The 19,878-nt window shown below is 62.5% G+C and carries 20 protein-coding genes; 7 read left to right on the top strand and 13 right to left on the bottom strand.

What is annotated here, in order from left to right; genetic code table 11:
- Window positions 1-21 precede the first annotated feature (21 nt).
- On the top strand, window positions 22-1,347 hold the full coding sequence (locus HV770_RS11840; RefSeq protein ID WP_175159775.1) for a ferredoxin reductase family protein: 1,326 nt from the start codon (window positions 22-24) through the stop codon (window positions 1,345-1,347).
- Window positions 1,348-1,687: 340 nt separating this feature from the next.
- Here HV770_RS11840 and HV770_RS11845 read toward each other — a convergent pair whose 3' ends face one another.
- From HV770_RS11845 to HV770_RS11900, 11 genes are all read right to left on the bottom strand, one after another.
- Window positions 1,688-2,497 carry an ATP-binding cassette domain-containing protein gene (locus HV770_RS11845; RefSeq protein ID WP_175159777.1) on the bottom strand — a complete coding sequence of 270 codons (810 nt, stop codon included), beginning with the start codon at window positions 2,495-2,497 and terminating at the stop codon, window positions 1,688-1,690.
- Window positions 2,497-3,507, bottom strand: a complete 1,011-nt coding sequence (locus HV770_RS11850) for an ABC transporter permease (RefSeq protein ID WP_175159779.1) — start codon at window positions 3,505-3,507, stop codon at window positions 2,497-2,499. Before HV770_RS11850 ends, HV770_RS11845 begins: the two co-directional genes overlap by 1 nt.
- Window positions 3,507-4,616 (bottom strand): sugar ABC transporter substrate-binding protein, encoded by a 1,110-nt coding sequence (locus tag HV770_RS11855; RefSeq protein WP_175159781.1) that lies wholly within the window; start codon window positions 4,614-4,616, stop codon window positions 3,507-3,509. The genes HV770_RS11850 and HV770_RS11855 overlap by 1 nt, the downstream gene beginning before the upstream one ends.
- Before the next feature lie 583 nt (window positions 4,617-5,199).
- Window positions 5,200-5,577, bottom strand: coding sequence for a response regulator (locus tag HV770_RS11865; RefSeq protein WP_175159785.1), 378 nt, complete (start codon window positions 5,575-5,577; stop codon window positions 5,200-5,202).
- A gap of 12 nt (window positions 5,578-5,589) precedes the next feature.
- Window positions 5,590-8,724 carry a CheR family methyltransferase gene (locus tag HV770_RS11870; protein ID WP_246290868.1) on the bottom strand — a complete coding sequence of 1,045 codons (3,135 nt, stop codon included), beginning with the start codon at window positions 8,722-8,724 and terminating at the stop codon, window positions 5,590-5,592.
- Between the two features lie 5 nt (window positions 8,725-8,729).
- The gene (locus tag HV770_RS11875; protein ID WP_175159789.1) at window positions 8,730-8,969 is read right to left on the bottom strand and encodes a type II toxin-antitoxin system ParD family antitoxin; all 240 of its coding nucleotides are present in this window, start codon (window positions 8,967-8,969) and stop codon (window positions 8,730-8,732) included.
- 166 nt (window positions 8,970-9,135) lie between these two features.
- Complete coding sequence (locus HV770_RS11880; RefSeq protein WP_175159791.1) at window positions 9,136-9,630, bottom strand: RidA family protein; 495 nt, start codon at window positions 9,628-9,630, stop codon at window positions 9,136-9,138.
- 44 nt (window positions 9,631-9,674) lie between these two features.
- On the bottom strand, window positions 9,675-10,439 hold the full coding sequence (gene arsH, locus HV770_RS11885) for an arsenical resistance protein ArsH (protein ID WP_175159793.1): 765 nt from the start codon (window positions 10,437-10,439) through the stop codon (window positions 9,675-9,677).
- Complete coding sequence (gene arsC / locus HV770_RS11890) at window positions 10,439-10,861, bottom strand: arsenate reductase (glutaredoxin) (RefSeq protein ID WP_175159795.1); 423 nt, start codon at window positions 10,859-10,861, stop codon at window positions 10,439-10,441. Before arsC ends, arsH begins: the two co-directional genes overlap by 1 nt.
- Before the next feature lie 123 nt (window positions 10,862-10,984).
- Window positions 10,985-11,317, bottom strand: coding sequence for an ArsR/SmtB family transcription factor (locus tag HV770_RS11895; protein ID WP_175160153.1), 333 nt, complete (start codon window positions 11,315-11,317; stop codon window positions 10,985-10,987).
- 294 nt (window positions 11,318-11,611) lie between these two features.
- On the bottom strand, window positions 11,612-13,885 hold the full coding sequence (locus HV770_RS11900) for an SdiA-regulated domain-containing protein (protein WP_175159797.1): 2,274 nt from the start codon (window positions 13,883-13,885) through the stop codon (window positions 11,612-11,614).
- Between the two features lie 169 nt (window positions 13,886-14,054).
- Here HV770_RS11900 and HV770_RS11905 point away from each other — a divergent pair, with 169 nt between their 5' ends.
- Window positions 14,055-15,236 carry a serine hydrolase domain-containing protein gene (locus HV770_RS11905; RefSeq protein ID WP_175159799.1) on the top strand — a complete coding sequence of 394 codons (1,182 nt, stop codon included), beginning with the start codon at window positions 14,055-14,057 and terminating at the stop codon, window positions 15,234-15,236.
- 28 nt (window positions 15,237-15,264) lie between these two features.
- On the opposite strand, the gene HV770_RS11910 is transcribed toward HV770_RS11905, so the two are convergent.
- Both HV770_RS11910 and HV770_RS11915 read right to left on the bottom strand, forming a co-directional pair.
- The gene (locus HV770_RS11910) at window positions 15,265-15,690 is read right to left on the bottom strand and encodes a cupin domain-containing protein (RefSeq protein WP_175159801.1); all 426 of its coding nucleotides are present in this window, start codon (window positions 15,688-15,690) and stop codon (window positions 15,265-15,267) included.
- A 77-nt stretch (window positions 15,691-15,767) separates the two neighbouring features.
- On the bottom strand, window positions 15,768-16,595 hold the full coding sequence (locus HV770_RS11915) for an AraC family transcriptional regulator (protein WP_175159803.1): 828 nt from the start codon (window positions 16,593-16,595) through the stop codon (window positions 15,768-15,770).
- A gap of 283 nt (window positions 16,596-16,878) precedes the next feature.
- Between HV770_RS11915 and HV770_RS11920 the strand changes: the two genes are divergently transcribed.
- The 5 genes from HV770_RS11920 to HV770_RS11940 all read left to right on the top strand — a co-directional run bounded on the left by HV770_RS11920 (window position 16,879) and on the right by HV770_RS11940 (window position 19,878).
- The gene (locus HV770_RS11920; protein ID WP_121321300.1) at window positions 16,879-17,067 is read left to right on the top strand and encodes a hypothetical protein; all 189 of its coding nucleotides are present in this window, start codon (window positions 16,879-16,881) and stop codon (window positions 17,065-17,067) included.
- Between the two features lie 482 nt (window positions 17,068-17,549).
- Window positions 17,550-18,296 (top strand): GntR family transcriptional regulator, encoded by a 747-nt coding sequence (locus HV770_RS11925; protein WP_175159805.1) that lies wholly within the window; start codon window positions 17,550-17,552, stop codon window positions 18,294-18,296.
- Window positions 18,293-19,186, top strand: coding sequence for a sulfite exporter TauE/SafE family protein (locus HV770_RS11930; protein ID WP_246290869.1), 894 nt, complete (start codon window positions 18,293-18,295; stop codon window positions 19,184-19,186). Before HV770_RS11925 ends, HV770_RS11930 begins: the two co-directional genes overlap by 4 nt.
- The gene (locus HV770_RS11935; RefSeq protein WP_175159807.1) at window positions 19,183-19,515 is read left to right on the top strand and encodes a DUF1634 domain-containing protein; all 333 of its coding nucleotides are present in this window, start codon (window positions 19,183-19,185) and stop codon (window positions 19,513-19,515) included. The genes HV770_RS11930 and HV770_RS11935 overlap by 4 nt, the downstream gene beginning before the upstream one ends.
- A 102-nt stretch (window positions 19,516-19,617) precedes the next feature.
- Window positions 19,618-19,878, top strand: a complete 261-nt coding sequence (locus HV770_RS11940) for a hypothetical protein (RefSeq protein ID WP_175159809.1) — start codon at window positions 19,618-19,620, stop codon at window positions 19,876-19,878.

Here is a 19,878-nt window from a genome sequence, read left to right on the forward strand (position 1 = left end):
GCTCGAATAGAGAGGGATTTCATGCAGTATCGCGATCTCATGCGCAAGGCCATCTGGTCCGTCATCTATCTGCTGTTCATTCTTGCTCCACTGTTCGCGCTGCTCGCGGGCAACCTGCCGCCAGCCCGCAATTTCGCCACCGAGTTTTCCGTCGCGCTCGGCTATTCCGGCCTCGCGATGATGGGACTGCAATTCGGTCTCACCGCGCGCTTTCGCCATGTGACCGAGCCCTGGGGCGAGGACGTCATCTATCACTTTCACCGGCGTATTTCGCTGATGGCGGTCGGCCTCGTCGTCGCGCATCCGTTGATTCTGATCGCGATCCGCTCGCCGCAGCTCGCGCTGCCCGACTCGGTCCGGGACATTCCTTGGGGTGCGCGCTTCGCGGTGCTGTCGATCGGCTCGCTGATCCTTCTCGTGGTCATGGCGCTGTGGCGCAAACAGTTGAAGCTGCGCTACGAGCTCTGGCATCTGTCGCATATCGTGCTCGCGCTGATCGCGATTGCCGCCGGCATGCTGCATATGGTGGGCTGGGGCTTTTATCTGGTCGACCCGCTCAAGCGTACGTTGTGGGTCGGCATGACGATCTTCTGGATCGGCCTCCTGCTTTACGTGCGTCTGTTCAAGCCGCTGTTCATGCTGCGGCGTCCCTATCGCGTCACCGAGGTGCGCGCGGAACACGGCGACACCACGACGCTCGTGATGCAGCCGGAGGGGCACGCGGGCTTTCGCTTCAAGCCGGGCCAGTTCGGCTGGCTGACGTTGTGGGCGAGCCCGTTTCGCATTACCGGGCATCCGTTTTCGTTTTCATCGAGCGCGGAAGCCGCGGACGGCCGCGTCGAAATGACGATTCGCAACCTCGGCGATTTCACGAGCGCCGTGAGAACGGTGACGGCCGGACAGCGCGTCTATCTCGACGGGCCGTATGGCGCTTTCACGATCGGCCATCCGACCGACATGCACGTGTTGATCGCAGGCGGCATCGGCATCACGCCGATGATGAGCATGATCCGCACGCTCGCCGATCGCGGCGACCGGCGCCCGCTGGTCCTTTTGTACGGCAGCAAGCACTGGGAGTCCATGACCTTCCGCGAGGAACTCGAGGCGCTGAAAACGCGGCTCGATCTGAAGGTCGTGTATGTACTGTCAGACCCGCCCGAAGGCTGGAGCGGCGAAAGCGGACGCATCAATGCCGAAGTGTTCAGGCGTCATCTGCCGCCCGAGTACGCCGAACACGAGTACTTCATCTGCGGGCCCGACGTGATGATGGATGCGATCGAAACCGCGCTGGGCGAGATGAAAGTGCCGCTCGCGCGCTATCATTCCGAGCGGTATAGCTTCGTCTGACTGTGGAGAGTTACGATGCGCCGACTGTTAGCTGATCGACTGGCCGTTGTCACCGGGGTGATCGTGGTGGCGCTATCGCTGGTGTTTGCGTTGTTGCGGGTGGGTGCGGGGCATTAGTGGGTGAGGTGCGTGCGCGACGGTATATCGGTTGGCAAGTGGCAAGGGTACGAGAGCCCGCTCTATTTCGCCAATACCGATTGTGTCTGCTTCCATACCATCAGAGCATGGAGGTGCCGGCTATCCGCGAGTGATAGCGCCCGACCTGTCCATGTGTGCTGTATCGCACCCCGTTCCGATACGAATGCGCGATGCGCTGTGTTTTTACACCCGAGCAGCGAGTTCAACGCGCGCCGGCGGCGCGCATTTCCCGGTATTCCCGCCGCACGATGTCCATGAGTTCCGACACGGAAGTCAGCGCACTCTTTTGCTCATAGGTCACCCGACCTCGCTGCATCAGCATGATGCGATCGGCGATATCGAGCGTCTGCGCATAGTTGTGCATGATCATGATGATGGACAGGCCGCCCTTTTCCTTCAGGCGCATCAGCAGGTCGATGATAAGCCCCGCCTCGCGTGCGCCCATCGCGGCAAGCGGCTCGTCGAGCAATAAGATCTTCGCATTGGAATGCACGGCGCGCGCCACGGCGATGGCTTGACGCTGCCCGCCCGACAGGCGCTCCACAGGCAAATCCACCGAGGACACGTGCACGCCGATATCGTCGAGACATTGCGCTGCACGCTCGCGCATCTGCTTGTGGTCGAGCAGCCTGAACGGCCCGCGCCGCACGATCTCGCGGTTCAGGAACATGTTGTGGTAAATGCTCAGGGAATTGGCGAGCGCGAGATCCTGATACACGCATTCGATGCCGAGCGAACGCGCATGATCGACCGAGCGCAGCAGCGTCTCGTGGCCGTCGATATGGAGCGTACCGCCTGTTGGCTGATGAAAGCCCGTGAGAATCTTGACGAGCGTGGACTTGCCCGCGCCATTGTCGCCGAGTATGCCGAGAATCTCGCCCTTGCCGAGCGTGAGCGAGACGCCGTCGAGCGCGGTCACCGCGCCGAAACGTTTGACGAGGCTCTCGCCGCGCAGCGCGAGCGGCGCAGCGGGCGCGGCCGTCGCGCCGGAGGAGGTTTGCGATGGGTCCATCAGCGCCCTGCCTTGCGACGAATGCGCCCGACGTGGATATTGAAGATCATCGCCGCCAGGATCGCCGCGCCGAGAATGATGTTGAACGTGAACGCGTTGATGCCGATGAGCGTGAAGCCGTCGTTGAGAATGCCGAGCACCGCCGCGCCGATCAGGCCGCCCACGATGGTGCCCGACCCGCCCGTGAGCGGCGTGCCGCCGATCACGGCGGCGGCCACGGCAAGGAACATGATCTGGTTGCCGCCCGCCTGCGGATCGATCGAGGTAATGCGAAAGGCTTCGAGCATGCCGGTGAAGCCCGCCAGCACCGCCGCGAGGATGAAGTTGCCGAGGCGCAGCCGGTTCACCTGAATGCCAGCCTCGCTCGCGCCGATTGGATTCGCGCCGGCGGCCTGCGTATGCAAGCCCCATCGGGTATGGCGCAAAAGCACGTGCATCACGAAAGCGATCGCCACGGTCCAGATGATCTCGCTGTACCCCCACCCACCCATGAACGCCGAGAACGTAGGCGATCCCGGTGCGGGCGCGGGCGTGCCGCGCGAAACGGTGAGCGTGATGCCGTTGATGAGAAACAGCGTGCCGAGCGTGGTCACGAACGAGGGCAACCGCAGCCACACCGTCACGGCGCCGTTCACGAAGCCGACGATCGCCGCGGCCACGAGCCCCGCGATCACGGCGAGCCACATGGGCGCGCCTGCGTCGTTGGCAAACACCATCATGAACGGCGCGAATGCGAACACCATCCCCGCCGATAGATCGATGTCACCGCCGATCATCAACATGATTTCGCCGAACGCGATGATCGCCACCGGCGCGATGAATTGCGACAGGTTGACGAGGCTCGCGTTGGTGAGCAGGAAATCGTGATTAGCGAATTCGAAGTAGGCGGCCAGCAGCACGGCCACGAGCAGGATGCGCAGCTCGGCCGACCAGTGTGACGCGAATGAAATCGCCGCGCGCCGAGGCGCACGGGCCGCTTCGATCTTGCTGGTTTCGTTCACCGTATCCATCACGATCTGATTGCGCCGCTCATCGGAACGATTTGCGGCTTGTTGGTCTTGCCTTCGTAGCGCGTCGAGGTATTCAGGTAGGGCTCGACAGTCTCCTTCGTCACGAATTTCAAGCCCGTGTTGATGTCGGCCGGCCCGACCAGCCCGCCCGAGGAGAGGAACACGAACGCTTCCATCACCGTGTAGAAGCCCTGCACGTAGGGCTGCTGATCGATGGTGAAGTCGAGGAAGCCTTCGTGGATGAGCTGGATCGTGGTCGGCAGCAGGTCGAAGCCGCCACCGTGCACGCCCTTCGAGGGAAGGTTCGATTCCTTCATCACCTGCGCGACGCCCTGCGTGCTGCCCGCATCCACCGCGAACATGCCCTTCAGGTCCTGGTGGCCCAGATAGAACGACTTGATTTTAGAAAGCTCCTCGTTGACGGTCGCGCCCGTCGCCACGGTCTGGATGTCGATCTTCTTGCCGGACTTCTTGATGGCGTCGCTCGCACCGTCCAGGCGTGGCTGGATATTGAGCTGCCCCGGCGTCGCGATGAAAAGCGCGACCATGCCGCTGTCGATGAGGCTCACGATGCGCTCGCCCATCTGATAACCGGAGAGATACAGGTCCTGGCCGATATAGGCGAGGCGCGGGTTCTTTTTGCCGCGCGGCGCGTCGGCGTTATAAGCGAACACCGGAATGCCGGCGTCGAGCGCGGCCTGGATCGGCTTGTCGAAGGCGCCCGGATCGACGATCGGCACGGCGATGGCGTCGGCCTTCGCGGCAATGGCCGAGTTCACGGCGCGGACCATCTCGCCCGCGTCCGACGTGGCCGAGCCGGTCCACTGATAATTCATGCTGAGCAGCGAGCACGCGTCCTGGATGCCGTACTGCGTCGGGACGAAGAACGGGTTCGTGGTGACGTGATTGACGAACACGATCTTCCACTTCTTGTGGGCGGGGAATGCCGCCTCCGCCGCCTGCGCCGTGCCGACCAGCCCACCCGCGCCGCCTAGCGCGCCCATCAGCGAAAGCGCCGCGCCTAATCCCGTGCCCTGCATGAGCCCGCGCCGCGCCGCGCTGAAACCGTTACGGCGCTGTTCCTCGTCGTCATCCCGTTGCTGTGCCATGTCGTCCTCCGGTTCTCTTCTTCGTTCGTTGATGCGCTCGACGTTGAGTCGATCGCGTGCAGATGCTGGACGGCACCGGGAGTGCGCTGGGTAGCGCGGGGCTGAGGCGTGGAAATGTGCAACCCCGATTCGAAAGCGCTCGATACACGCCGTGCGGTACCGAAAAAATGGTAGTGCAGCGCGGTTGTACCTCCTAATCCATGTATACCCCTAACTAGTCCGACTATTGGGATGCCCGGCTGACGGACCGCCAGGCCAGGAAACCGACAAAGCCGATAGGGGCGTCGTAAAGGCGAAGAATCAGCCAGGCGAAGATTGCTTCGCCGACGTTGCGCTGTCGGCTGCGGGTAAGGATTTCGAAATTTTTATTACCGCGCCTCGCGCCCGGCAAAAAGGACATTCAGTGGGTGTTTCCGCGAAACCGGGCCGGGCGTGCAGGTATTGGAAGGCTAGGAAACGGATGGGGTGTGGGAGGACTGCTTCGGGAACGGGGAGCTGCGTCTGTCTCTGCCCAGCGCAGATAGTGGGAACGGGCTGGGCAGCGGTATGTGATTTACCGTGCCGAGATAACACGACTCATCGCTCAATTTCCCTGTGCCATCAATGCGCGGAACAGCGCCTGGTGATCGAACGGCTTCTGACAGCGCGGGTAATGACGATACGGCTGAGCGACCGCGTCAGCGCCATATCCCGTGGCAAACACGAACCGGATACGACGCGACGCGAGCGCGTCCGCCACCGCATACGATTTCTCGCCGTTCAGGTCGACGTCGAGGATCGCGGCGTCGATATGCTCCTTGCCTTCTTCGATCAGCGTGACCGCTTCCTGCGCACGGGAGATCGGGCCGACGACGCTCGCCCCCGCCTCTTCAAGCAGGCTGGACAGCGCGAGCGCCACCAGGTAGTCGTCTTCGACCACCATCACCCTTTGATCCTGTAGCTGTTTTTCCAAGCGGGGCATCTGCCGCCTTTCCTATGGAGAAGTGCTGTCGTGCGAGCGGACCGACGGCAACGGTATCTCGATGTGGCACGTCACGCCGTCCGAGCTGAAAACCAGTTCGGTGTTCGCCTGAAGCGTGAACTTCAATGCCTTCTCGATCAGTTGCCGGCCGAAGCCGGTTTTGGACGCATTCGGCGGTGTTCGCAAGCCGCTTTCAATCCAGTCGATCACGAGTGCGCCGCCTCCGGCCGCTCCCGGTCGAACATTCCAGTTCAACGCGAGCCGCGCCTCCCTGTCCTTCAGTGCGCCGTACTTGATCGCATTCGTTGCCAGTTCGTGCAGCACGAGCGCTATCGTTTGTACGCTGCGAAACGATAGCGGCACGGCCGGACCATTCACGGTAATCCGGTCACCGTCTGTTACGCCGAGCGCATCGAATTCTAGACGCACGATATCGCTGAGATCGATCAGATTCCCGTTCGCTTCGCCGATGAGCCCTTGCAGGCGCCCAAGCGCCGCCAGACGGGTCGCGAACGTCTCGAGGGCGGGATCGTCCGCGAGCGTCTGCTGCGCGATCGACTGGATGACGGCCAGCAGGTTGCGCGTACGATGCTGCAACTCCGCAATCAGCACGTCCTGCCTTTCCTCAGCATGCACCATGCCTGTCACGTCGACAAACGCGACGACCACGCCGTCCGTTGTCCGGTCGCCATTGCGGTAAGGCACGAGGCGCACCAGAAAATGGGTCCGACCGTTGTTGCTGCTGACGTGCCGTTCGCGCGGCTCATCGGTGCGAAACACGGTCGCGATGTCGTCCTCGAGTCCGGCCAGTTCCAGACGGCTTGCGAGCTCCGTGATGGGACGGCCGCGGTCGCCAGGCCGAATGTGAAAAATGCCGCTCATGGCGGGCGTGAACGAACGGATCACGAGGTTGCGATCGAGAAACACAGTCGCGACCGAGGTGCTCTCGAACAGGTTTTGCAGATCGGTGTTCGCGCGATCCAACGCGTCGATCTTCCCGTTCAGCTCCAGGTTGACGGTGTGCAACTCCTCGTTCAATGAAACGAGTTCCTCTTTCGACGCCTCCAGCTCCTCGTTCGACGATTGCAGTTCCTCATTGACCGACACCAGCTCCTCGTTCGACGACTTGAGTTCCTCGAGTGCCGTTTCGTACTCTTCGATCATCGACTGCAAACGCTCGCGGGTATCGCGCAGTTCTTTCTCGACTTGGGCGGCGGTTCCGTCATGCGTCGTTTGCGCGCGGATTAACGCCTCCTCGCGCGTCAAGCCCGGTCCATGATCGGCGAAGACGACAAGATACATACGCTCGTTTTGCGTGTGCTCGGCCAGCGGCTCGACCGTCAGACTGACCACCTGCACGCGACCGTCCTCTCCCTCGACGACGACGTCATCGCGCGTCACCAGACGTCCCGACTCGACCGCCTCCCGGAAGACCGCGCGCAGGTCGAGGCTGAGTCCCTTGCGTGCCATTGAAAACAGCTGCCGCGTCGGGGCCCCGGGTGCGGCCTCCAGATATTTGCCCGTGCGGCCCGAGTAGTAGACGACATCGCCATCACGCGTGGCAAGCACGTGCGGCGGGGTGAAGCGCTCCAGCATGTGGGTATCGACCATATGGCGAAGCGCGGCGCCACCGAGCGGCGGCCGGCTGGGCGAGAACGCCGCCAGATTGCCGATCCGCAGAGACGACACCGAGAGCGGCAGACGGATTTGCGGCGCGACGTCCGCCCGGCGACGGAAGATCCGGTGCTTCTTCTCCACCGGCGTGAAAAGCTCGTCGAACTGGCTGACGTGCTCCGACGTGCCGAGAAAGAGGTAACCGTCCGGACGCAGCGCGTAGTGAAACGTCGGGATGACCTGGTTCTGGATGTCGGTACCGAAGTAGATCAGAAGGTTGCGGCACGACACGAGGTCGATGCGGGAATAAGGCGGGTCGCGAATGACGCTATGGGGCGAAAAGATGCAGAGGTCACGGACCTCTTTGGCCACCACGTAACTGCCGCCATCGGGAACGAAAAACCGCCGGCGGCGCTCGTCCGATACGCCGTCGAGTAACGGGAGCGGATAACGGGCCGCCCGCGCGACGGCAAGCGCGCCGTCATCGATATCGGTCGCGAAAATCTGAACGCGGGGTGCGTCGGTGCGGCCGTTGATCCGCTCGCGCATGAGGATGGCGAGCGAATAGACCTCTTCGCCCGTCGCGCAGCCCGGCACCCACACCCGCACGGTCTGGTCGGCGCCGCGCCCATCCAGCAGTTTCGGAATGACGATAGTCGCGAGACTTTCGAAGGCGTGCGCATCGCGAAAGAAGCTGGTGACGTTGATCAGCAGATCGCGAAAGAGCGCCGTGACTTCCTGGGAATCCGCGGACAGCCGCGCCACGTAGGCGTCAGGGGTCTGGATTTCCAGAACCTGCATGCGCCGCTGCACGCGACGCAGGAAAGTCTTGATCTTGTAGCCGCTGAAGTCATGTCCGACCTGGTTGCGCAAAACTGCATAGATCGCTTCGCGCGCCTCGTCGAACCCTGTTGCTTCAGCTTGTGCGGTGACCTCGCCGGCAAGCCCGTCGAGCGTGAACGCGCCTGCGGCAAAGCGGACGAGCTTCGCGCCCATCTGCTCGACCGGCACCGCGAAATCCACGAGACCGGTGGAGATTGCACTCGCGGGCATGTCTGCATGATGGGGACCGAAGCCATCGGTGGCCTGCGCGAGCGTCAGCCCGCCGCACTCCTTGATGGCCTTGATGCCGAGCGTGCCGTCGGAATCCGCGCCGGAAAGAATGACGCCGGCGGAGAACTCCCCGACGTCCGCTGCAAGGGTGCTCAGGAACACGTCGATCGGCCGGCGTTCCCGGCGGTGCTTGTCCTGAACCTGAACATGGAGCGTCCGGTTCTCGATGCTCAGCACGGCGTCCGTCGGTAACAGATACACACTGTCAGCCTCGATTTGCATGCCATCGGTAATGATGCGCACAGGCATCGTGGTAAAGCGCGCGACGATCTCCGGCAGCAGGCTTTCGCGATCCGGGCTCAGGTGAGTCACGATCACACACGCGAGACCGGGCTTCTCCGGCATGCCGTGGAAAAAGCCCTCCAGTGCCTCGACAGCGCCGGCCGATGCACCTATACCCACGACAGGAAATTCATTCATTGACATCACGGCTTTCCCTGCATGATGGCGCGGCCGCGTCCGTCTGCACGTTCCTTGCGCGGCCTCGTCGAACTATCGCCGCCACCGTCCGGGGCGGCACGAAGCGCGGCCTGCTCTTCGAGCAGGCGCAACCCCGCGCGGACGACCTCGCTGGCTGTACCGTAACGACCTTTAGTGATCTCGGATTTGACGAACGAAGCGAGATGCTCCGTCAGACTGACGCTGATTGCGTATTTGGCCGGCATGGGGGTCTCGGAACCACGAGGGGTAATACCTTATGTTACCCCGCGTACGGACGGCGCGGCGCAACATTCGAACAGGTGGTCCGAGGCCAATCACTGCACGAGGGGCAACTGCGTTTCACCGTTGTGCGATCCAACAGCCTGCCTTCACGTTCATTCGATAAAAGCATCACGAATGTCGTGGGAAAAGCTCGACTTCGCCTTCGATCTCCACGGGAATGTCAAAGGGCAGGCCGGCCATTCCCACCGCACTGCGAGCGTGAGCGCCACGCTCTTCGCCAAAGACATCGAGTATGAGTTCCGTGAAACCGTTGATGACCGCAGGCTGCCGGTTGAACCCCGGTGCCGAGTTGACCATGCCGAACACCCTCGTCCAACACGCAATGCGCTCAAGGCTGCCGAGTTCGCGCTTGAGGCTCCCAAGGATGGCCAGTCCTGTCAGGCGAGCTGCCGCGAACGCCTGCTCCTGGGTAACCTCGCTCCCCACCTTGCCGAGGGGCTCGGCGAGCGAACCGTCGGCGTTGGTCGGTCCGTGGCCCGAGATGACGGCTCTGTTGCCCACCACCCGAACCCAGGGAAATGGCAGTGTCACCCCCGGCGGAAGCCGCAGGGGTTCGGGTATGACGTAGCCGAGTGCGTGCAGGCGCTCTTCGATGGTCGACATCTTTGGACTCCTTGTGAATACCCAATGGTCAGGTGGCCGCGCCGCTACTCGGTTTCGCTGTCGTCGGTGTCCGCATTGGCGCCCACCGTTTCCTGCTTCATGGCGGCGGCCGCCAGCGTCGTGGCGAGTTCCGGATGAGCCTCTTTCCGCTCGCTGTAGCGGTCGGTCAGGTAGTCCGAACGGTCTCGCACCAACAGCGTGAACTTGTACAGTTCTTCCATTACGTCGAGGACGCGATCGTAATAGGCCGACGGTTTCATCCGGCCACTGTCGTCGAACTCTTGGTACGCTTTCGCCACCGAAGACTGATTCGGGATGGTCACCATCCGCATCCACCGGCCGAGAATGCGTAGCGCGTTCACAGCGTTGAACGATTGCGATCCACCGCACACCTGCATTACCGCGAGCGTGCGACCTTGCGTGGGGCGAACGCCGCCGCTTTCGAGCGGTAGCCAATCGATCTGGTTCTTGAATACCGCCGTCAACGTTCCGTGACGCTCCGGGCTGCACCATACGTGCCCTTCCGACCACTCGGAAAGTTTGCGCAGTTCGACCACCTTCGGATGATCGGCCGGCACGCTATCCACGAGCGGCAAGCCGTGCGGATCGAAGACACGTGTGTCCGCGCCGAAATGGCGCAGGATGCGTTCGGCTTCGAGCGTGAGAAGCCGGCTGTACGACGTAGGGCGCAACGAGCCATAGAGCAGCAGAATCCGTGGAGCGTGGGAAGACACTGTACGTGGTTCGAGCTTCTGCACATCCGGCGTGTCGAGGTGCGCAGCGCTGACGTTGGGAATGTCCTGCATCATTAGAGCATCCTCCTTCCTTCGCTATCGACGGCCTGCTCGCCGTCCTCCTTCGTGAACGCGCCCTTCTGCCCGGTGGGCAGGATATCGAGCACTACCTCGGAGGGCCGGCACAGACGCACGCCAAGCGGCGTGACAACGAACGGGCGGTTGATGAGGATCGGGTATTGCACCATGGCGTCGAGCAACTGCTCATCGCGCAGGGAGGGATCGCTCAGGCCGAGCTCCATGTACGGTGTGCCCTTTTCACGCAGCGCGGCGCGAACCGTGAGACCGGCACGGGCGATCAAATCCCGCAACGTGTCCCGCTCCGGCGGCGTTTTGAGGTATTCGATAACCTCGGGCTCGACACCGGCATTGCGGATCAAGGCCAACGTATTGCGCGACGTGCCGCACTCCGGGTTGTGATAGATCGTGACGCTCATATCTTATGTCCTCTAACGCTGTGTTTGGCTTCGTACCAGCTAGCGCTAGCGCCTTGCCTGAACGGAAACCGTACGGGCTGATTGCGGCAGCGGCCGCGAATGTGGAGAAGCGAGGCATCTACTTCATCGGCTATTTCCACCGCAATCGGCGAGGCTGCTCGCGGCACAGGTCGCGCCGTCGCAGCAGTTCTCCGTCAGGAAACCAATCAGCCCTGTCATCGCATCGAAGTTAGCTGTGTAGATGACGAATCGTCCGTCCTGGCGCGGCTTCACCAGCTCCGCGTGCGACAGATCCTTCAGGTGGAACGACAAGCCCGAGGGGGAAAGCCCGAGCTGCTGCGCGATCTCGCCAGCCGCCATCCCATCCGGACCGGCAATGACCAGCAGACGGAAAATCGCCAGCCGCGATTCATGGGCGAGCGCGCTCAGCGCGCGTACAACGAGATTCGAGTCCATGGACGCAACGATAGCCCATGCGTTTTTATATTTCAACGGATATTGAAATGATAGCGAGGCGCAGACTACTGGCGCTTCAGGCGACGGCACGATCTGCGCATTCGCTGTGACTTCCGACTCGTAGACCCTGCGCGTCATGTAGCGCATGACGTAAAAGCGACGGGCATGGTCGAGAATTCCCCGCGTCAGAAGACCTAAGCCCACGACGAACTAACGCCTACAGGCCAAAAAAAAGAACCGCCCGACATGGTCGGACGGTTCTTCTGCCTACGCGCGCCGCAAAGCGGCGAAAAATTACTGCCCAGGCGAACCAACTGACGCAGGTTTAAGCGGCTCGGCTATGCCGCCGTGCACGCCAACCACTGCATCGACATAGCTTGGCGCCGTTGTCGAAACGGTATCCCACACTGCGGACACCTTCGCACTGCCGCCGACGAAGACGGCACCGGCATGATTTCCGGCGGCAACGAGGCTGGCATCCGCACCTGAAGCCGTTGCAATCGCTTTCGTCGTGCCGTCTCCCTGCGTTGCGCCGAGCGCTGCGCCGTAGTTCATTGCAGCCGCGACATTGCCGTTCGCGTCATAGACGATCACCGCGTCGCCTTTACCCAAGCCGATCGGATTCGCCGCGTCGTTATTGACGTTCAACATCGCCACGACCGGCACCGTGCCAGCGAGGCCCCAGGTCGTACGGAACGTATTTTCATCCGTTCCGGGCACACCGGGCACAACGACCAGATGTTCACCCGGTGCAAGCATCGTCCCGGCCACGAATGCCGCGCTATTGTTGGCATCGTTGACGTCAGCATGACTGTCGCCCCACTTCCAGCCGGTCAGATCGATGGCCGTGCTGCCGTAGTTATAGATTTCAAAGAAATCCTGGCCCCCGTCTGCGTTCGAGTTCACTTCCGAGATCAGCACGGTCGGCGCCGGAGCACCTGTTGCTGCAGTCGTGAAGCTCTGCGTCGTGCCCGCATAGGCGTTGCCGTACAGATCAGTGATAACGCCGCCGGCCAGTTTTACGGTGTAATGAGAACTAGCCTGCAACGGTGTCGTCAAGGTGACGCTGACCCGAGTGCCGTTGAATTTGACCTGGGTCGTGTCGTCAACGGACACATTGCGCGTATCGGAGCCGTTGCTGATAACGATGTTACCCGTACCCGCCTGTACGACTTCGTCGAACGACAATGTCATGTGGTTGCCGATGATGCCTGTCGCGCCATCGACCGGCGCCGTGCTGGTCAATGTCGGCGCTGTGTGGTCAACGGTACCCACCGCCTTGAACGAGAATGTCGACAGGTCGGACACGGCGGCGGTATCGCCCCCCGCTGCCGTCTTGATCGCGCCCGTTGGGTACTTGATGTGGTAGGTGGTGCCGGCAACCATGTAGAACTTCGGATGAATCTTCACCACATTACCGCTGAACGACACTTGCGATGCGTCGCTCACAGGAATCGACCGCGTATCGTCCGCGCCGTTAGTGAGAACGATATTGCCCGCACCCGCCTTCACCGATTGATCGAACGTGAGATAGAGGTTGCTGCCAATGCCGACATTGCTTGTGCTGGTGGTTGGCTTGAAGACGGTCAGCCCGGGCAGGCTCGGCCCCGCGGCCTGTTCACCGACCGCATAGATGGTACCGTCCGAGTCCATCGTCACACCCTCGTTCTGGGCAGTGGCACTCATATACAAGCTGCTCAGCAGATTGCCGGTGCGATCCATCTTGACGATCTTGCCATCCGGCGCGCCGATGATGATGACGTCATCGTAATCCGGCGCCTTGGTCGGTGCGATATTCGACAACGAGAAAACGTCATTGAACGCGGAAAGGCCCGTTCTGGCCGCGTCGAAGAGCACCGGCGGATTATCTGTCGACGGCAGGATGGGCGAGCCGTCCGATGCCGTCGCCGACCCGCCTGCAAAGTTGATTGCGGCCTGGAAGATGCTAGTGGGCTGCGACTGGCGCACGGCAATGTAGCCGCCTGTTTTGGTATCGAAAGTCACGCCCTCGATACCGACGTTGGCCACCGTCGTACCCAGTTTGACGGACTGTACGTCTGCTCGGTGCAGCGTTCCGCCCGGAACGTAAGTGAACAGATCGACTTGACGCAGACGCTCTTCCACCAATACGAACTTGCCGCCGCCGACATAGGTGATGCCTTCGGTGTCCTCGAAATCGCCGGCATTGAGCGTCATGGAATCGATCACGTGACCATCGCTCTTTGCAACCTGCACGACCGCGGTCGCACCGTCGCCGACGACATACAGCGAATCGGTATCCTTGTTATAGGTTACGCCGGATGCTTCCGCATTCAACAGATGGGTGCCGGACGTGGCGTACTGCAGAGGAAACATTGCTGTCTGCGTGTAGCTATTCAAATCGTAGGTGCTTTGCGGATCGCTGAATGCGAGCGCAGGAATTTTGCTATCTACTACGGGCGCAGCATTGCCGCTATTGCCGCTATTGCCGCCAGCAGTGCTGCTGCCATTGTCGCCCCCGCCCCCGCCCCCGCCACATGCACTAAGACCGGCTGCGAGAATCGCAGAAATTAAGAGTTCTTTTTTCACGGTATGGAAACAAATTGAAAGGTTTTAAGAATTCGCGACCATATCGGGCTTTTGTTTCATCTTCATGATGGATTTGCTGCATGTAGCCCTTTTCGGCGTATGGGTAAGTGGTGATCGCGACCAGGTCTCTCCTACTATCTCGGCTGGACCGATCACGACGGAGTCGTCTATGCCCACTACCCCAGCATCGTCATCCCAGCCTTGCGCCGATGCGGCGCTCGCCGAGCGCGTCGATGCCGTGCTGTCCCGAGCGCTCGACGCACAACGTCTCGTCGGCGCGGTCGTGCTGATCGCGCGCGAGGGACAGCTCGTCTATCACCGCGCGGGCGGATTCGCCGACCGGGAAGCACGTGCACCGATGCGCGAGGACACGCTGTTCAGGCTCGCGTCGGTGACGAAGCCGATCGTCTCGACGGCCGCGATGGTGCTCGTGGCGCAACGCAAACTGTCGCTCGACGATGACGTCACCCGCTGGCTGCCCGATTTCCGCCCGGCCCTTCCCGACGGCCGAGTACCGGCGATCACGGTGCGGCAGTTGCTTACGCATACGGCGGGCCTCGGCTACCGCTTTGCGGAAACCGACGCGAACGGCCCCTATGCGCGCGCGGGAGTGTCGGACGGGCTCGACGGCGCGGCCATCACGCTCGGCGAAAACGTGCGCCGGATCGCAAGCGCGCCGTTGCTGTATGCACCGGGGACGAGTTGGACTTATTCAGTCGCGCTCGATGTGACCGGTGCGCTCATCGAAGCTGTCTGTGGGATGCCCCTCGCCGAGGCGGTCGATGCACTCGTGCTGCGTCCGCTGGGCGTTCGCGACACGGCGTTCGTGGCGCTCGATCCCGCGCGGCTCGCGACACCGTACGTGAACGATATGCCGCAGCCGCACCGGCTCGCCGAGAACGAGACCGCACGTGCAGTCGAAGGAATTGTCGGTGTCACGTACTCGCCGGCGCGCGCGCTCGACGCGCATGCTTTTGCGTCGGGCGGTGCGGGGATGGTAGGCCGCGCGAGCGACGTGCTGCATGTGCTCGACACGCTGCGCGCGGGTGGCGGTGCGTTGCTGCCTGCCGCCCTCGTGGACGAGATGGGACGTGTGCAGACTGGCAACCTCGATTTGCCGGATCGGCCGGGTGTCGGCTTCGGGATCGGCTTTTCGGTGCTGCGCGATCCACGCGCGGCGGCGTCGCCGGAGTCGCCTGGCACGTGGCGCTGGGGCGGTGTCTACGGTCACTCGTGGTTCGTCGACCGCGCGCGCGGGCTGACTGTCGTGTCGCTGTCGAACACGCTTTACGAAGGTATGAACGGCCAATACACAATCGATCTGCGCGACGCCGTCTACGGAGTCACGTGACGACGTGCTGACACCGTCGAAGACCGCCTCAAATCCATTGGTCGTTCTCGACGGTACGCTCGCTCGTCGCACCGTCGCCGGTGTTCACCACGCCTCGCGGCTCGATCAGCAGCAGCTTGACTTCCGAGTTTGCACGCGGCTTGTGCTCGACACCCTTCGGCACCACCGCCATTTGCCCGGCGCGCAGCACGATTGAACCGTCGCCCGATGGTGCCCCCCGGAAATCGATACGCAACTCACCTTCGAGGACGATGAACGTTTCGTCGGTATCGGCATGCCGGTGCCACTGAAATTCGCCTTCGACCTTCACGACCTTGAATTGATAGTCGTTCATTTCAGCGACGACGCGCGGTTGCCAGTGACCGTCGATCTGCGCGATCTTGCCGGTCAGATCGATGGTCTGGCACTGCCCACGGTCGAGGGGCGCGGTGCGGTTGTTCGAGGATTGAGACATCGTTCTCTCCGTTCAAAGGTTGACGCGTTGAGAATACGCATGCTGCTTGCGGCTGTATTGAACGATCGTGGGCGTTTTCAGCCGCGCTGGATGCCGCCCGCGACCTGGAGCCAGTGCCCCGGCGTCAGCCCGAACGTCTTCGAGAAGTGTCGCGTCATGTGGCTTTGATCGGCAAAGCCAGCGCTCGCGGCGGCATGGGCGAGCGAGGTGCCGGCGAGCAGCATGCGGCGCACCGCGTCGAGGCGCCGCATCGTCAGATAACGGTATGGGCTCGTACCGTAGAACGTGCGAAAGTCGTGCGACAGGCTCCAGCGATCGCGGCCGGTCGCCGCTTCGAGTTCGTCGAGCGTGACGATGCGCGCGCAGTTCACTTGCAGATAGTCGCGTGCGCGGCGCGCCGCGAGAAAGTCGCCTTTCGAGCGCCGTGCGGGCACGCCGGCAACGGCGGCAAGCGCGTGCGCCACGTCGGCGAGCGCATCGCTCTGTTCGAGCGGCTCGAGCGTATAGCCAACGTGTTGCAGCAACGTCGCGGTTGCCGCCGCAAGGCGCGGATCGGTCGTCACGCCGCCTTCGAGGAACGGCAGCGCACGTCCGCCGAGCACCTCCTGAAAGATGGCGGGCTCGATGTAGATCATCCGGTATTGAAACCCTTCGGCGGTGCCCGCCTGGCCATCGTGAGGCTCGTCGGGATGCAGCACGAGCGTGTTGCCGGGCAGGCTGTTTCGCTGGCTGCGCCGATAGCTGAAACTCTGCACGCCGGCGAGCGTGCGGCCAATCGCATAGGTGTCATGGCGATGCATGGCATATGCACGGCCGTGAAACCAGGCTTCGATGCGCTCGACGCCTTCGATCGGCTCGGCATGCTTTACCCAGTCGGGGTGCAAAACCGGTGTTTGTCGGCTCATGATGGATGACCCTGGATGACCTGACGTCTGGCGGGCCCCTTGTTCTTCAATAACCAACAAGAGATCGTGACGTGTTGGAATCGAGCCCACATGCCGCACAGTTCGACTCGCTGCCGCAGCCGAGGCGAAGTCAAAATATTCAACTTAAACAGCATGTTACGTGTTCGCCGTGTACTCGGTGCGGGTTTGGCACAGATCGTGAATAGTCGTTTAGCGAGCGGAAATCGCAACCGCTCACCAAAGCCCACGTCTGGTTACCAAACTACTTTAAAGGTGAATGGAAATGAACACACTCACTATTGCCGACCTGCATCAGGAGGAAGAGCTCTCCCGTTCCGCTATGGCGCGTGTTGTTGGCGGGCACGATGTCGAAAAGGAAAAAGCGCTCGTCGAACTCTATCGTGTCATAGCCGGGATGGGCGTGGATACACCCGACCCGCCCGTGCATGTATCGATGAAGTTGCCGGGATAATTATCGACCTTTGACAAACTGCGCCGGTAGAAAGCATGGATACGAATGCAAGTAGAAGATTGCCATAAGGGCTGGCTTGCCGGCCCTTATGTTTTAGCCGCTGCTCGCCTCGTATGCCACTCGCCTCAGAGGACAAAACGTTAGCGACCCCAAGCGGTCTTGCGTTCCGGCCACAACCCTCATTCCCCAACTCCGGCTTCACTCAATATTCATCCGCGTTCTTTGCCTCCGGGCTAGGCGTCCACCGCGCGGCCTCGAGGTTCCGATCGCCGTCGTTATGCTAGCCCGCCCTGCAGACATATTTCAGCGTGGTGTAATCGTCGAGGCCAATCGGCCGCACGGGCCGCAGATTCGCATTTAGGCCGACAATCCTAGAAGTGCTGGATTTGACCGAAACCCGTTTGACCGAAAACCCGCGCTGCGGTGAGGCCGCCCTGACAACCTGCTTGACGCAAAGACATCATGACGTCATGATGTCTCCTATGACGACCGCCTCCCCGAACCAGCTTCCCCTTTACGCGCAAGTCGAAGCGGCGCTCGCCGCGCGCATCGCCGACGGCACTTACCCGCCGGGCGCGCAACTGCCCAACGAAGCGAGCCTGCTTGACAGCTTCGGCATCAGCCGCACCACGCTGCAAAAGACCGTCCAGAACCTGATTGCGCGCGGGCTGATCGAAATTCGCCGCGGCAAAGGCACGTTCGTCACGCAACCACGACTGACGCAGCCGCTCACCGAACTGAGCGGCTTCGTCGAAGACATGCGCGCGCATGGCCGCCGGCCCAGCGCGCGGCTGCTCACCAAACGCATCGAACGCGCGGGCGAAGCCGTCGCCCGAAAGCTCGCGCTCAAGCCTGGCGCGCAGGTCGTGCACATCCAGCGCGTGCGCATCGCCGACGGCACCCCGCTCTCGTTCGACGAAACCTGGCTGCCGAAAGACATCGGCGAGAAGATCATCGAAAACGATCTGGAGGCCGAGCCGATCTTCGCGCTGCTCGAAGAGAAGTACGGCGTTCCGCTGATCGAAGCGGAATACCGGCTCGAAGCGATCGCCGCCGACAAGGCCGTCGCGCGCGCGCTGGAAATCGCGCCTGGCAGTCCGATCTTTCTGATCGAGCGCACGTCGTATTGCGACGGCAACCGTCCGGTCGACTATGAAAAGCTGTACTACCGCGGCGACCAGATCCAGTTCGTCACCCGCCTCGCACGGCGCAAGGCGAGCGCTCGATGAGCGGCGCGGCGGCGGCGATGAATCTGCATGACACGGTGTGGCTGTTCGCGGTGTCGCTCGGCGCGAGCGCGTTGGGCGGCATGCTCGGCATGGCGAGCGGCATCTTCATCGTGCCGATCTTGACGATGTTCGGCCACCTCGACATCCATGTGGCGATCGGCGCGAGCATCGTGTCGGTGATCGCCTGTTCGTGCGGCGGCGCCGCGCCCTTCCTGCGCGGGCGTCTGACCAACGTGCGGCTCGCCGTGCTGCTGGAAACGGCCACCACGCTCGGCGCATTGACGGGCGTGCTGCTGAGCGGATTCGTGCCGGTGCCGCTGCTCTATTTCATCTTCGGCGTGGTCCTGATTCTGTCGGCGCAGCAGATGCTGGCGCGGCGCGCCGATCCGGCGCTCGCCGTGGCCGGACCTCGCCACGGTGCCGCCCGCGCGTGGGGCGCGTCGCTGCGACTCGATTCGAGCTATCCGGACCGCGCGCTGGGATGCGACGTCGCGTATCGCGTGCAACGCATCCCGCTCGGCCTCTCGCTGATGTACGGCGCCGGCCTGATTTCGGCGCTGCTCGGCATCGGCAGCGGCGTGCTGAAGATTCCCGCGATGGACACCGCGCTGCGCCTGCCGATCAAAGTTTCATCGGCCACCTCCAACTTCATGATCGGCGTGACGGCGACGGCCAGCGCCGGAGCCTACTTTCTACGCGGCGAGATCGTGACCGCGATCGCGGGTCCGGTGGCGCTCGGTTCGGTCGTCGGCGCGGTGCTCGGCGCGCGGGTGCTGATGCGCGTGTCGAACGACAAGCTGCGCGTGCTGTTCGTCGCGATGCTCGCCGCGCTGGCCGTGCAGATGCTGCTCGAAGCATTCGGCGTCCATCTATTCGGCGCACCCGCATGAACCGCACGCATGGCTCAAGCCGCCTCGAGCGGCCCGGCGCGCGGCTCGAACATTGGCTCGCGAGCTTGCTGCACTACGGCACGTGGATCGCCACCGGCACGATCGCCGCCGGCCTCGCGTTCACGCTGCGCACGCAGGGCGGCGCCGGGCCGGCCACCATTGGTGCGTCGGTCATGACGGCCGGCATCGCGCTTTTCATTCTGTTGCCGATAATGCGGCTTATATTGATGTTAGGGGTGTTCCTGCATCAACGCGACTACCGGTTCGGCGCGATTGCCGCGCTCGTGCTGGCGATCGTCGCCGCGGGATTGCTGGTCGGCGCGGCGTGATCCGCCTGAGCGGCATCTGTGGCGGGTATGATGCCGGGCGCGCCCTCATCGGAGCGGCGGGCGCCGCTCCTTATGCAGCATTTTCTAGTCACGAGAACCATCATGCCTGCCCAACACGACGAAACGCCCACCACCACGCCGGGCAAGGCCACGCGCAAGACCATGTCCATCACCACGCGCAATCTGCTGATGATCGCCGTCGGCGTGGCGGTGTTCGCGGTCGTGGCTACCGTGGTGCTGTACAGCACGATCATGTACGGCGACCAGATCCCCAATTTCGGCATCATCCTGATGATGACCGTGCCGGTCATCGCAGGTGTGGCGTTTCGGGTCGGACTGGATGCGTGGCTGGACCGCGGCTGA

The organism is Paraburkholderia fynbosensis (assembly GCF_902859935.1).
GTDB lineage: Bacteria > Pseudomonadota > Gammaproteobacteria > Burkholderiales > Burkholderiaceae > Paraburkholderia > Paraburkholderia fynbosensis.